This is a genomic window from Neobacillus drentensis, assembly GCF_036966985.1.
Taxonomy (GTDB): domain Bacteria; phylum Bacillota; class Bacilli; order Bacillales; family Cytobacillaceae; genus Neobacillus; species Neobacillus drentensis_E.
This window is the reverse complement of sequence record NZ_JBALSN010000095.1, coordinates 268-14,437: the sequence shown is the minus strand read 5'-3', so window position 1 is coordinate 14,437 and position 14,170 is coordinate 268. Positions and strand designations below refer to the sequence as shown.

The following is a 14,170-nucleotide window of genomic DNA, read 5'->3' as shown; positions in this document are numbered from 1 at the left end:
AGGTAAAAAATGCGAAACTGGTGCCTGACACCAAAAATGACACCAAAAATGACACCAAAAATGACCTCAAAAAAGAAGAGTCGATTAATTAATCGGCTCTTCTTCATTATTCTTTATTCCACACAATCCTCGCAGTACTCGGTTACAGCTTTCTTTCCACTGCGGTAAGCCCCATGCCAGGTTGGTCCAACGTATTCGTTTAGACGGAAACCTTGCTGGATGGCTGCTGTGATAAATTCTTTTGCCACATCGATGGCATCATAAACGGATTTTCCTTTTGCTAATTCCGCTGTAATAGCTGATGCGTAGGTACAGCCTGCCCCATGCGTGTAGGTCGTTCCAAATTTTTCAGACTCATAAAGCATAAATTCTTTTCCATCATATAGCAGGTCGACAGCTTTTTCTTCTGATTCTAGCTTGCTGCCACCTTTAATTAACACGAATTTTGCCCCTTGTTCGTGAATCTTTTCGGCCGCTTCCTTCATTTCTGCAACAGTACGCGGTGTCTTCATGCCAGCCAGCTGTCCCGCTTCAAATAAATTAGGTGTCACTACTAAGGCACGTGGTAGTAGAAACTCACGCATTGCATCGGTGGTTTCCGGATTTAAGACCTCGTCTTCGCCTTTACAAACCATAACAGGGTCAATAACCACACGTTCAAGTTTGTTTTCATCAATTTTTCGAGCCGCTAATTCAATAATTTCAACAGTGCCAAGCATACCGGTTTTCATCGCATCGATCCCAACTGAAAGAATGGTTTCAAGCTGAGTCTCAAGCGTATCAACAGCAATTGGGAATACGCTATGGTGCCAATGGTTTTTTGGGTCCATTGTCACGATAGATGTCACTGCCGTCATTCCATAAACGCCAAGTTCCTGAAAAGTCTTTAAGTCTGCTTGCAGGCCCGCGCCGCCGCTTGTATCAGAACCAGCGATCGTCATTACTTTTTTGATTGTCATATGTACGTACTCCTCCTTTAATTTCTGCTCTTAGTTATTATAGAACAATTTTTAAAATTTAACAGGGTCACTAAATAATCGATGCATATGGTCAGTTTGAGTCAATAGTTGACAATCCAATGACAAATACATCCTTAGTCCTATTTGCACTCATTTCTAGTGACATTTGTTACTTTCGATTAACGGATGCGGAAGTACGATAATAGTAAAAATGTAAGAAAACATGAAATTCCTGATGAGGAGGGAGAGCAATGAACCGTAAAGGTTGCCCTGATGAATATCCTATCTCCTTGCTGATTAACGGTTACGAAATCGCTGTTTTTCAACTAACCAAATACAACCTAGACGATTGGACATATGGATATTTGTTTTCTGAAGGATTCATTCAGGATGCAAATGAAATTGATTCAATTGAAATCAATGAGGAACTAAGCACGATTAATGTGAAGCTCTGTACAAATTTTGACGAGGAGCAGTTCTTTTCAAAAAAGAAACATTATACAGCAGGCTGCGGCCGTGGGGTCACGTTTTTTTCGATGACAGATGTGAAGAATTTTACGAAAGTAACCTCAAAAGTTAGCTATCAATTAAGCTTTCTGTTAAAAAAGCGAAGTGAATTCGCCCTAAGATCAGAATTATATCTTGAAACCGGCGGTATGCATGGTGCTTGTATTGTCGATGAAGACGGCAGTATCACCATTCGTGAGGATATAGGCAGACACAATGCCGTCGATAAAATAATTGGTTACGCTATCAAAAATCACTTGGAGCCCGAGCGGTTAATGTTACTAACAACTGGCAGGGTTTCATATGAAATGCTCTCCAAAGCCGCAAAGTTTGGCTTTCCTGTTGTTGGTTCGCGTACGGCGGCCACAAAGCAGGCTGTACAGCTGGCTAAATACTTAAATCTTGAGGTGGTTGGCTATTTACGGGGGAAGATGGCTACGATTTATACCACAGCAGGCAGAGTCATTAACGATATCACAAGTGAGTTAGATGATATGAGAAGCATTGAAGGGGGGAATTAACAACACAGTCAATGACAACAGGTAAACAATAGAGAGAAATAGGGATATTCTAAACAATTTTGGGAAGGAGAATGATGATGGTTGAATTGAACCTGAATCGTCGGCAATTTTTAAAGCTGTCAGGCGCGACTGCTGCCACATTAGCGGTTGTTGAATTAGGCTTTAACGAGAACAAAGTCTATGCGAAATCAAAGGACTTTAAAATTGCCAAAGCTACTGTAACACCAACCATTTGCTGCTTTTGCGGTGTAGGATGCGGGATCCTCGTTCACACCAAAAATAATACCGTGGTTTATACGGAGGGGGATCCGGATAACCCAATTAACGAAGGAAAACTTTGCAGCAAAGGAACAACTTTGAGACAGCTTTACACCTCTGAAAAACGGATGACCAAACCACTTTATCGTGCCCCTGGCAGCAATAAGTGGGAAGAAAAAAGTTGGGAATGGATGCTTGACACCATTGCTAAGCGTGCAAAAGATACCCGTGACAGTTCATTCGTGGTAAAAGAAGATGGATGGATCGTAAATAAAACCGAAAAAATTGTCAGCCTTGGCGGCGCGGCACTTGATAATGAAGAAACCTATTTAGTGTCCAAATTAATGAGAGGGCTTGGTGTCACCTACTTAGAGCACCAGGCACGAATATGACATAGTTCTACGGTTGCCGGTCTGGCACCTTCATTTGGTCGTGGCGCAATGACAAATCATTGGAACGACTTACAACATACGGATTGTGCACTTATCATGGGCGCAAATCCTGCCGAAAATCATCCAATCAGCTTTAGATGGCTGACAAAAGCGAAAGAAAGCGGCGGAAAAATTATTAGCGTCGACCCGCGCTATACTCGTACCTCTGCGGTATCCGATATTTATGCTCCGCTGCGTTCTGGGACAGATATTGCCTTCATGGGCGGTATGATTAAATATGCAATCGATAACAATCTTTTCCACAAAGATTATGTTATTAACTATACAAATGCTTCCTTTATTGTGGCAGAAGGCTTTGATTTCAATGATGGCCTTTTCTCAGGATATGACGAAGCCAAACGTACGTATGATAAAACAAAATGGACCATTGCAACAAATGAAGATGGAACGCCGAAAAAAGATCCATCCTTACAAAATCCACGCACTGTCTTCCAGTTAATGAAGAATCACTATTCACGTTATGATGTGGATACCGTATCTGGAGTGACAGGTACACCTAAAAAAGATTTAGTAAAAGTGTATAGGGCCTTCTGTGAAACAGGTAAGGTGGGCAAATCAGGAACAATTCTTTACGCCATGGGTACAACTCAGCACACAGTAGGTTCCCAGAACGTTCGTGCTTTCGCGATCATTCAGATGCTTCTAGGTAACATAGGCTTACCAGGTGGCGGAATCAATGCGATGCGCGGGGAATCCAACGTACAAGGTTCAACGGACTTTGGTTTATTATGGGATAACCTCACAGGATACCTTGGCGTTCCAAAAGCAACTGTACCAGAGCATGTTAACTTGGCAGGCTATTTGGCAAAAGAAACCCCTCCAACCGGTTTCTGGAGCAACAAACCAAAATTCCTTGTCAGCTTATTGAAAGCTTGGTACGGCAATAGCGCAACAAAGAATAACGAGTTCGGTTATCACTTCTTACCAAAAGGTAACAAAAACTACTCGCACATTAACTTATTCAAAGCGATGTACAACAATGAACTAGAGGGTGCTTTCCTTTGGGGAACAAACCCAGTGGTCGGGGGACCAAATGCAGGGAAGGAAAAAGAGGCACTCGGCAACTTGAAATGGCTCGTCGCGGTTGACCTTTGGGAAACTGAAACAGCCGCCTTCTGGAAAAAAGAAGCGGGCAGTGACCCGTCGAAGATTAACACAGAGGTATTCCTGCTGCCGGCATCTGCTTCTTTTGAAAAAGAAGGAAGTATTTCAAACAGCTCCCGCTGGATGCAATATCGTTGGAAAGCCATTGATTCAAGAGGCGAAGCACGACCAGACCTTGATATTGTCCATGAACTGGCGCTAAAACTTAAAAAGCTATATGCAAATAGTCCAAAACCTGAGGATCAACCATTCTTAGCACTTACGTGGAACTATGGAACAGGCGCGGCACCAGATCTTGATTTAATCGCAAAAGAAATTAACGGATATGACCTAAAAACGGGTAAGCTTCTTCCAGGTTTTGGTGCCTTATTAGATGACGGATCCACTTCAAGCGGAAACTGGATCTATTCAGGCTTCTATCCGGAAGAGGGGAAAAATCTATCCAAGCGCCGTGATAATAAAGATACAGGCAATGCCAACTTCCTGAACTGGTCATTTGCTTGGCCGATGAACCGCCGGATTCTTTACAACCGTGCCTCTGCCGATCCAAGCGGTAAGCCATGGAGCAAGGAAAAAGCCGTTGTTTGGTGGGATGCAGTTGCGAAGTCTTGGGTTGGTAACGATGTTCCTGACTTTAAAGCGATTCTTTCCCCAAGCGAACCAGGCGGTAAGGGCGCCTTCATGATGAATAAAGATGGCGTCGGGTTATTGTTTGCCCCAACGATGAATGATGGTCCATTTCCTGAACACTATGAGCCATTTGAAAGCCCAGTACCAAATGCGTTCTCATCGGTAGAATTGAACCCAGCTGTGGTCATTAATGATGGCGCCTTTAATAAAAAGGGCTTCAAAGCTGATTTCCCGATTGTTGCGACCACGTACCGTGTCGAAGCACACTGGCAGTCAGGTTCAATGACTCGTAACCAAGAGTGGCTTTCTGAAATTGCACGCTATATGTTTGTTGAAATAAGTGAAGAGCTGGCAAAGGAAAAAGGCATTAAAAATAAAGACAAAGTGATCGTTACTTCCGCACGCGGTGAAATCACAGCCTATGCCATGGTGACAAAACGCTATAAACCATTTACCGTTAGAGACAAAAAAGTGCATCAACTAGGGATGCCTTGGAATTTTGGATTTAAAGGATATGCCAAAGGAGATATTGCAAACCGCCTGACTCCACATATTGGAGATGCCAACACAATGATTCCAGAATATAAAGCATTCCTTTGTGACATAAGGAGGGCTGACTAATGGCTGAATTTGTAAAATATGTTGACGTAACCAAATGTGATGGCTGTAAGGCGTGTATGGTAGCCTGTAAAAACTGGAACGACCTTCCTGCCGAAGTAACGGATTTCCAAGGAAGTGTTCAGTCCCATCCTAAAACAAGTGCCGATACATGGAATGTGCTTCAGTATATAGAACATGAAAATGGCAAAGGTGATTTGGAATACCTTTTCCGCCATTCCTCATGTATGCATTGTAAGGAAGCAGCATGTGAAAAGGTTTGTCCGGAAAATGCTATCAGTTATTCTAAATTTGGCTCTGTTGTCATTGATCAGGATAAGTGCGTAGGCTGCGGCTATTGCGTCGAAAACTGCCCGTTTGAAGTCATTTCTCTAAAAACGTACAAAGATAAAAATGGCAAAGAATACAGGAAGTCACAAAAATGCACGATGTGTACAGACCGTCTAGAAGAAGGATTACAGCCCGCCTGTGTAACAACCTGTCACACCGATGCAATGCAGTTTGGTAAAAAAGACGAAATGCTTGCAAAAGCACAAAAACGGTTAGCTCAAATTAAAGATCGTTTCCCGAATGCTAATATTTATAATCCGCAAGGTGTGGGCGGTACGCATACGATTTATGTGCTGGCTGAAAAACCAAGCGTCTATGGACTTCCAGAAGCACCTAAGGTACCAACTTCAGCTGTACTTTGGAAAGACTATGCACAGCCAATCGGAAAAGCAATGATTGGGGCGACAACAATGGCGGTTGTTGGTGCTTTTATCACAAACAGCATTCTTAGTAAAAGAAGTAATCACGACGAAGATGGAGGTGGCAGCCATGAGTAAAAAGCATCCGAAGGCTAATGTAAAAGTACGCCGTTTTTCAAAGGCATTTGTTTGGGCGCATGGTGTTAACGCTATTTCCTTCTTTGCTCTGTACATTACTGCACTGCCGATGTACACGGAGTTCTTTGACTGGCTCTACCCAATTCTTGGTGGTCCTGCCAATGCCCGTTTGCTTCACCGCATCTTTGCGGTAACATTCATGACTCCAACATTTATTTGGGTTATCTTTGACTTTAAAGGCTTTAAACTTTGGACAAAAGAGCTCGTGACGTGGAAAAAACGCGACCTACAATTCTTTACTGAATTTGTGAAAGAGCTATTCGGCTTTAATTTTAAACATATTAGACAATCATTCTTTAATGCCGGTGAAAAAATCAACTCGCTTATTCAAATCTTCACAGCGATTTTAATTATCGGTTCTGGCTTCCTCATGTGGTTCCCGCAGTTCTTCCCGCGAGCTGTCGTCCAATGGGGATACTTTCTGCATAATGTCGGCTTTGGCTTAGCGATTGCGGTTATTGTCGGACACGTGTACCTAAGTGTTGTTCACAAAAACTCACGTCCTGGCTATACCGGTGTCGTCTCCGGTGAAGTTCCAGCTTGGTGGGCAAAAGAGCACTATCCAGACTGGTACGACGAAGAAGTCAAAAAAGGCAACTTCCCTAACCTAGACGATCCAAAGCATAAGAAGAATAAAGGCGCTTAAACGTCTGAATTTTATATGAGATGTGAGCTTAATATTTATTTTGGCACCTGTTGATTGGAGCGGAAGGCGCGAAGACTCCTGCGGGAGGACGGGGCAGGGGAGACCCCGCAGGCGCAAAGCGCCGAGGAGGCTCACCGGACCGCCCGCGAACCGCTCGCGCCTGGAGCGGAAGTCAACAGCCAAGTTTCGAACTATTTTGATAAAAAAGGAATGGCTGTCGCAAAAAGGACAGCCATTTCTTTACTAACTGAAAGAGGTGCACCATCTATGATAAAGTCCGTTGTTTCAACTGAATATCAGGATCTGCAAAAGGAAATAGTTTTACTTCAAGATAAATGGAAGCGGCAGATTAATCCGGAAACAATTAAACCAACCCTTGATAAAGCTGCTATGGCTGCAGGAGTGCCTGCTGCCGCATTAACGACTATTGATTTTGAAATTTCCCTATTCATACAGTGTATAGAGGAAATAAATTCCATATTAATAAACTATGACCCTGAACTTGAGACAAAGCTTGCAGGTATCAGCAGTCTGCTAACAGAAGATACAATGATCCGTTGGATTGAAGAGGCTTTTTCATTCAACCATCAATATTTTGTCGATTTTGCTGAAGAAAACGGCTTTGAAGAATGGATTCCCCATTTTCTTACAGAAACAGCGCTCCGTCCCTATTTACAAAAGGCTGCCGAAATAATTCAACCCGATATCACCCATGCCATCCCAGGGGCTGGCTGCCCGGTTTGTGGCGAACCTGTCCGTTTAGCCACAATTGAAGAGAATGGCAAAAAAATGATTCATTGCCCGCGCTGCCTTGTCCATTGGAATGCGAAACGCTTAGAATGCGCGCATTGCGGTAATGAAGACCATAAAAACATGAAGTTCCTGACCATTGAACGCGATGCTGTATCACAAATTCAAGTTTGCGAAGATTGTAAGGGCTATATTAAAATTATTGATACGCGCCAATATATTGAAAAGCCATCGGCCGCCTTACTGGATCTGAACTCGATCCATTTGGATTATGTGGCACAGAACAATGGCTATCAAGCAGTGGGCGAGGAAAAAGATATAAATTAAGAGGGTGAAGGGTTGATGAAGGCTGCCGCGATTATTTTATCTGGTGGAAAATCAAGCAGGATGGGCACCAATAAAGCCCTTCTAAAAATAAACAAGAAAACGAATATTGAGAGAATTGCAGATGCGCTTAACCTATCGTTTAATGATATAATTCTTGTAACCAATCATCCTGAAGAATATCAATTTTTAGGGGTAAAGATGGTCCAGGATCAGTATCCTGGTCAGGGACCTCTAGCAGGAGTACATGCAGGCTTGCTGTCTTCGCCTTATGAGATGAATTTTGTCGTAGCTTGTGATATGCCATTTGTTTCCGCCAAACTTGCCGAACTGCTTGTAAAAAAGAGCAGCGGATATGATGCTGTCATCCCTGTCATTAATGGAGTCCAGCATCCATTGTTTGCCGTCTTTCAAAAAAGGGTGGCGGACGTGGCCGCACAAAGTATTGAAGCGGGACAACTTCGGATGAAGCATCTGCTTGATTGCTTAAATGTCCTATATGTAACAGAAAAGGACCTTCAGGCATACAGCAGCATCGATTTAGAGCGAGTCTTTTTTAATATGAATCACCCAAATGAGTATGAAGACGCTAAAAAGTGGGCGGAAGATAGATAAGGGGGAAAAAGGGAACCATGCAATTTTTCAAAGTGAAAACAGTTGAAGAGACATTTGCCTTAATAGAGGAGAAGATTCCAGCGATCCGACAAACGGAGGTGCGGGGGCTGGAAGAGGCGCTCCACTATATCCTTGCGGAGCCAGTGATCGCAAAGGAAAATGTGCCAAGCTTTGATCGTTCAACTGTGGATGGATATGCCGTTCGTGCGAAGGATACGTATGGTTCTTCTGAATCCATGCCAGGCTTCCTGACAGTAACAGGGGAAGTGAAAATGGGTGAGGTTCCTACTGCAAAGGCTGGCCCAGGTAATGCGGTTTATGTGCCCACGGGCGGGATGCTTCCGGTTGGCAGTGACAGCGTTATCATGATTGAGCATTGTGAGGATGTCGACCAGCTTTTAAATACGTACAAGCAGGTTGCTCCTGGAGAAAATGTCATTCGTGCCGGCGAGGACATTAAAGAGGGTGAAACACTTTTAACAGCGGGAACAAAACTTCGTCCGCAGGAGTTAGGAGCACTCGCTTCTCTAGGTGTTGCTGCAGTAACCGTTTATCGAAAATTGAAGGTCGGTTATCTTTCATCGGGTGATGAAATTGTCCCTTATCAAACGGAAACCCTGGTTGAGGGGCAAATTCGCGACATCAACTACTTGACGATTGCCGGTTTAGCCAGTGAATGGAATGTCGACGTCATCTACGGCGGAATTGTCCGTGATGATTATCAGGAATTTCAACAAAAGGCAAGCGAATTGTATGAACAAGTGGACTGTTTAATCCTTTCCGGCGGAAGCTCGGTCGGCGCAAAGGATTATACAACGGAAGTCATCCAATCATTAGGAGACCCTGGTGTTTTTGTCCATGGGATCTCGATTAAGCCTGGGAAACCTACGATTCTAGCAATGGCAAATGGGAAACCTGTCATTGGCCTGCCAGGTCATCCCGCCTCTGCGATGATTATCTTCAAGCTGTTTGGCGAACGAATTTTACGTAAGCTAAAGGGCGAGGAGATTGAACGGAAACCAGAGCGCATATTTGCTAAGATCACCAAAAATATCCCTTCCTCCATGGGACGGTCCGATTATATTCGTGTCCGCTTGTTTGAAAAAGAGGGAGAATGGTGGGCTGAGCCGATTATTGGTAAATCCGGCTTAATCACAACTCTAGTAAAAAGTGATGGAATTGTTGAAATTAGTTCAGAGAAGGAAGGAATTTCACAGGGGGATTCTGTACCTGTGATTGCATCACGATAAGGGGGGCCTAGGAATGGATTATACACACTTTAAGAGAAAAATATATTTAGAAGATAAACCCCGAGCACAAGCTAGAGAAGAAATTCTTGAGGCTCAAAGTGTAACCCCTGAAAAGGAAGAAATCTTAACAATGGACGCATTAGGGCGTGTGACAGCTGAACCCATTTTTGCACGAGTTTCGATGCCCCATTACCATGCCAGTGCCATGGATGGCATTGCCGTCGTAGCAGAAAGCACCTATCAAGCCCATGAGCAAAATCCCCTTCGTCTCACGCTCGGCGGACAATTTTGTTATGTAGATACTGGGAATGCCATTCCCGCACCATTTAACGCGGTTATTATGATTGAGCATGTCGATGTCATTGATGAGGAAACGATTGAAATCATTGAACCTGCCACCCCTTGGCAGCATATTCGTCCAATCGGCGAGGATGTGGTTCAAGAGGAGATGCTTTTTCCACAAGGTCATATCCTGCGGCCGGCGGATTTAGGTGTGCTGTTAGCTGGACAGCAATCGGTCATTCCTGTCGCCAAAAAACCAGTCGTGACGATTATTCCAACAGGGAATGAATTAGTGGAAGCCAATTCAGAGTTAGCCCCTGGAAAAATTATTGAATTCAATGGCACCGTGTTTGCGGGCTTCATTAAGGATTGGGGCGGAGAACCGAAACTCCATCCGATTGTGAAGGATGAACCGGAAAACATTAAAGCCGTTCTTTTAGATGCAGCAGAAACGTCTGATATCATTGTTATTAATGCGGGCTCATCTGCGGGTTCCAAGGATTACACGGTTCATATTATTGGTGAAATCGGTGAAGTCTTTACCCATGGGGTCGCCGCACGGCCAGGAAAACCTGTGATTTTAGGTAAAATAAATGGCAAGATTGTCGTTGGAGTTCCAGGCTATCCGGTCTCTGCCTATTTAGCGCTTGAGTGGTTTGTCAGACCGCTTATCTGTCAATACCTGCAAATTCCTGAGCCTAAAAGGCAGACCGTGACTGTTAAGTTAGGACGCCGAATTGTTTCTTCGATGGGTGCAGAGGACTTCGTGCGCATGAATATCGGCTATGTGAATGGACAATTCGTGGCCAATCCGCTCACCCGTGCGGCTGGCGTTACGATGTCTTATGTCAGAGCAGACGGCTTGTTAATCGTCCCGCCTGACATCATTGGTTATGAACAAGGCGATTTTGCAGAAGTTGAATTAATGCGACCGCTTGAGGAGATTAAACATGCCATCGTGTTCTGCGGCAGCCATGATCTGACGATTGATTTGTTATCGTCACAGTTAAAACGGGCACGGACAGACATGAAAATTGTCTCCTCCCATGTCGGCAGTATGGCCGGCATTATGGCCATTCGAAAAGGAGAGGCCCATGTAGCGGGGATTCATTTACTTGACCCTAGTACAAAGGAATACAATATCTCCTATGTAAGCAAACTATTAGCCAATCAAGATGTGATTCTTTATCCATTTTTAAAAAGAAAACAAGGCTGGATCCTGCCGAAAGGCAACCCGCTTGGAATTGAATCAGCCGCAGACCTAGAACGTACGAAGGCGAACTTCGTCAACCGCCAAAAAGGAGCGGGAACTCGGNNGGGTGCCTGACACCAGACGATATTACCGGGTATGACCGGGAAATGTTTTCACATTTAGCGGTGGCTGCGGAAGTGAACGGGGATGCTCATGGGGCTGGACTTGGTATTTATCCGGCCGCAAAGGCGATGGATCTTGACTTTTTGCCTGTTGCTGATGAGGAATATGATTTATTGATGACAAGAAGCTTTTATGAAAGTGAAAGCGGGCAGCTGCTTATTGGGATGATCCAATCAGCAGTCTTTAAAGAGCAGGTTGAAAAAATTGGCGGATACCAAGTGGTTGAAAATGCAGAGCCAAAGTGCTTAGGGTTAGAGGTGTAATCAGGATGATGTACGAAATCTCAAAAGAACCAATCGATATTCAAGCTGTCATAGATAAGGTTGTCCAGCGTAATGCCGGTGCGATTACCACATTTATCGGCACGGTTCGGGAATTAACCAAGGGTAAAAAAACACTATTTTTAATTTATGAAGCGTACGAAGCAATGGCGGTTAAGAAGTTGGCGCAAATCGGCGAGGAAATTGAACAGCGTTGGGAGGGTGCGTGCGTGGCCATCACTCACCGCGTTGGCCGTTTAGACATCACCGATGTGGCCGTGGTCATTGCCGTCTCGACACCACACCGTGCCGATGCCTATGATGCCAACCGCTATGCGATTGAACGAATCAAAGAAATCGTCCCGATCTGGAAGAAAGAACACTGGGAGGAAGGCGAAGCGTGGATGGGAAATCAACTCGAAACGGTTGCCTATCCAAGCGGTAAGCCGGAGGAGAGTGACTTAAATGAATAAGGTGTTATTTTTTGCTCATTTACGTGATGCGGTTGGCGAAGAGTTTCTTACTGTCAATGCCGGCGGAAAAACGGTGGCGGAGTTAAAAGCAGAGTTAGCGGCTAAGTATGATCTGCCAAAGATGGATACGGTAATGACAGCCGTCAATGAAGAGTTTGCTGCGAACGATGAAGTGATTCAAGATGGGGATGAAATCGCCTTTATTCCGCCAGTAAGCGGAGGCTGATCAGCATGGACGAACGGTATTCACGGCAGGTCCTCTTTTCGGGGGTTGGCAAAGAAGGACAAGAAATGATTCGCAGCAAGCATGTGCTGATTATTGGGGCAGGAGCCTTAGGATCAGGAAGTGCCGAGGTACTGACTCGTGCCGGTGTCGGCAAGATTACGATTATTGACCGNNGACCGCGATTATGTGGAAGCCAGCAATCTGCAACGCCAACAGCTCTATACGGAAGAAGATGTCGCTGAGAAGCTTCCAAAGGCTGCCGCGGCGGAAAAACGCTTGCGTGCGATTAACTCAGATGTGGAAGTGGTCTCAATTATTGGGGATGCTACCCCTGAGTTGTTGGAAGAGCTTGTTGTGGGCGTTGATGTGATGATGGATGCGACTGATAATTTCGAAACGCGGATGGCGATGAATGATGTCTCGCAAAAATACAAGGTTCCGTGGATTTACGGGGCCTGTGTCGGCAGCTTTGGGATGACGTTTTCGATGATTCCTGGGAAAACCCCGTGTTTAAATTGTCTGTTACGCTCTATTCCACTCCAGGGGATGACCTGCGATACTGGCGGAATTATTTCTCCAGCTGTCCAAATGGTCATTGCCCATCAGACCGCGGAGGCGCTGAAGATGTTGGTGGAGGATTGGGACGCACTCAGGACTTCCTTTGTCAGCTTTGATTTATGGAGAAATCAGTACACGAGCTTGAAGATGTCGAAAGCGAAGTTTGCCGGGTGCTTATCATGCGGCGAGGAGCGGACCTATCCCTATCTCGATCAGGAAAATATGACGAAGACGACGATACTGTGCGGACGTGATACTGTGCAAATCCGCCCATCGTCGGCTGGTGAGATCTCGTTAGAACGCCTCGCTGGGCAGCTTGGCTCGCTCGGATATGTGGTGAAGGGCAACCCTTATTTGGTATCAGTTGAAATGGGCGAAGAGCGGATGGTTATTTTTCAAGACGGCCGCGCCCTCATTCACGGCACCAAGGATTTGACTCATGCCAAATCAGTTTACCAGCGGATTTTAGGATAATTTGAACCCGTACCGTCATTGGTGCGGGTTATTTTTTCAGCATTCGACTTGTTTCACGTGAAACATTGAAGATCATGTCGAAGTGTGAGCTCATCTTGCGGGCTAATTTTTCGAAAAAAAGGCGATACTCATGTAGAATAGAAAAGAGACTGAAATTAGAGGTGCTAGACAAGTGAATATATCTGTCCAAAAACTATTAGCGAAAATAGAAGAGGAATTGAAACTAGCGAAGAGCAGTACAAAGGAAGAAAGCATGCGAGAAAAAGTCTACTCTATTAAAACATTATGTGAGTTATTGCTAGATGAAACGCCAGCACGGAAAAGTGAGGCTCCGGCCGCTCCAGTGCAAGCAGTTCAGCCGGCTATCTCGTTCCAGGCCTACCAACAGCCTGTGATGAATCAACCCAGCATTCAACAAGTACAAACAATACAGCAGCCCAAAAAACTTGATATGGAAGACGAAGCAAACGGGGATTCATTGTTTGATTTTTAAAAAGGGGGAAAATAATATGAAAGCTTTTATCATAGTAGGTGCCATCAATGCCTTTATCGCAGTCGCGCTCGGTGCATTTGGTGCCCATGGATTAAAGGATAAACTCGATGCACATTATTTGGAAATTTGGAAAACAGGAGTTACCTACCAAATGTTCCACGCGATTGGGATTTTAATTGTTGGCCTGTTAATTGGCAAAGTGGCAGCTGCCAGCCCGCAATTTACTTGGTCAGGGTGGTTAATGCTGGCGGGAATTATATTTTTCAGCGGAAGTTTGTATGTACTGAGCTTAACAAAGATAGGCATTCTAGGAGCAATCACACCAATTGGAGGAGTATGCTTCTTAGCCGCTTGGATCTTAATCATAGTTGGAGCAGTGAAACATCTCTAATAGAAAGTTAGGCATCGGGTCTGCGCCCGATGTCTTTTTTGTCCCTCAAAAAAAGGCTATGATAATTATTGGCACCATGTTGATTGGAGTGGAAGGCGTGAAGACTCCTGCGGGAGG

General features: G+C 44.7%; 14 protein-coding genes and 1 pseudogene. 14 read left to right on the top strand and 1 reads right to left on the bottom strand.

Annotated features, from left to right (window positions below; genetic code table 11):
• Window positions 1–113: 113 nt before the first annotated feature.
• Window positions 114–959: a pyridoxine/pyridoxal/pyridoxamine kinase gene (gene pdxK / locus V7659_RS06875; protein WP_335538983.1), complete on the bottom strand. Its 846-nt coding sequence runs from the start codon at window positions 957–959 to the stop codon at window positions 114–116.
• Window positions 960–1,210: 251 nt separating this feature from the next.
• On the opposite strand from pdxK, the gene fdhD reads away from it, so the two are divergent.
• The 14 genes and pseudogenes from fdhD to V7659_RS06805 all read left to right on the top strand — a co-directional run bounded on the left by fdhD (window position 1,211) and on the right by V7659_RS06805 (window position 14,053).
• A complete protein-coding gene (gene fdhD / locus V7659_RS06870; RefSeq protein ID WP_335538981.1) occupies window positions 1,211–1,987 on the top strand; it encodes a formate dehydrogenase accessory sulfurtransferase FdhD in 777 nt (258 codons plus the stop codon).
• Between the two features lie 86 nt (window positions 1,988–2,073).
• Entirely contained in the window at window positions 2,074–5,052 is a 2,979-nt protein-coding gene (fdnG, locus tag V7659_RS06865) for a formate dehydrogenase-N subunit alpha (RefSeq protein WP_335539006.1), read from the top strand.
• On the top strand, window positions 5,052–5,876 hold the full coding sequence (locus tag V7659_RS06860) for a 4Fe-4S dicluster domain-containing protein (RefSeq protein WP_335538980.1): 825 nt from the start codon (window positions 5,052–5,054) through the stop codon (window positions 5,874–5,876). The genes fdnG and V7659_RS06860 overlap by 1 nt, the downstream gene beginning before the upstream one ends.
• A complete protein-coding gene (locus V7659_RS06855; protein ID WP_335538979.1) occupies window positions 5,869–6,582 on the top strand; it encodes a formate dehydrogenase subunit gamma in 714 nt (237 codons plus the stop codon). The genes V7659_RS06860 and V7659_RS06855 overlap by 8 nt, the downstream gene beginning before the upstream one ends.
• Before the next feature lie 54 nt (window positions 6,583–6,636).
• Window positions 6,637–7,659: a formate dehydrogenase accessory protein FdhE gene (locus V7659_RS06850; RefSeq protein ID WP_335538978.1), complete on the top strand. Its 1,023-nt coding sequence runs from the start codon at window positions 6,637–6,639 to the stop codon at window positions 7,657–7,659.
• A gap of 15 nt (window positions 7,660–7,674) precedes the next feature.
• On the top strand, window positions 7,675–8,271 hold the full coding sequence (gene mobA, locus V7659_RS06845) for a molybdenum cofactor guanylyltransferase (protein ID WP_335539004.1): 597 nt from the start codon (window positions 7,675–7,677) through the stop codon (window positions 8,269–8,271).
• Between the two features lie 17 nt (window positions 8,272–8,288).
• Window positions 8,289–9,521 (top strand): molybdopterin molybdotransferase MoeA, encoded by a 1,233-nt coding sequence (locus V7659_RS06840; protein WP_335538977.1) that lies wholly within the window; start codon window positions 8,289–8,291, stop codon window positions 9,519–9,521.
• 13 nt (window positions 9,522–9,534) lie between these two features.
• Complete coding sequence (locus tag V7659_RS06835; protein ID WP_335538975.1) at window positions 9,535–11,130, top strand: molybdopterin biosynthesis protein; 1,596 nt, start codon at window positions 9,535–9,537, stop codon at window positions 11,128–11,130.
• A gap of 32 nt (window positions 11,131–11,162) precedes the next feature.
• Window positions 11,163–11,441: a substrate-binding domain-containing protein gene (locus V7659_RS06830; RefSeq protein WP_335538974.1), complete on the top strand. Its 279-nt coding sequence runs from the start codon at window positions 11,163–11,165 to the stop codon at window positions 11,439–11,441.
• Window positions 11,442–11,446: 5 nt separating this feature from the next.
• Window positions 11,447–11,911: a molybdenum cofactor biosynthesis protein MoaE gene (locus tag V7659_RS06825; RefSeq protein WP_026568157.1), complete on the top strand. Its 465-nt coding sequence runs from the start codon at window positions 11,447–11,449 to the stop codon at window positions 11,909–11,911.
• Window positions 11,904–12,137 carry a molybdopterin converting factor subunit 1 gene (gene moaD / locus V7659_RS06820; protein ID WP_335538973.1) on the top strand — a complete coding sequence of 78 codons (234 nt, stop codon included), beginning with the start codon at window positions 11,904–11,906 and terminating at the stop codon, window positions 12,135–12,137. Before V7659_RS06825 ends, moaD begins: the two co-directional genes overlap by 8 nt.
• A gap of 5 nt (window positions 12,138–12,142) precedes the next feature.
• Window positions 12,143–13,169 (top strand): annotated as a pseudogene (locus V7659_RS06815) (thiazole biosynthesis adenylyltransferase ThiF).
• Between the two features lie 172 nt (window positions 13,170–13,341).
• On the top strand, window positions 13,342–13,662 hold the full coding sequence (locus tag V7659_RS06810; RefSeq protein WP_335538972.1) for a YwdI family protein: 321 nt from the start codon (window positions 13,342–13,344) through the stop codon (window positions 13,660–13,662).
• 16 nt (window positions 13,663–13,678) lie between these two features.
• Window positions 13,679–14,053 (top strand): DUF423 domain-containing protein, encoded by a 375-nt coding sequence (locus V7659_RS06805; RefSeq protein WP_335538970.1) that lies wholly within the window; start codon window positions 13,679–13,681, stop codon window positions 14,051–14,053.
• Window positions 14,054–14,170: the final 117 nt, after the last annotated feature.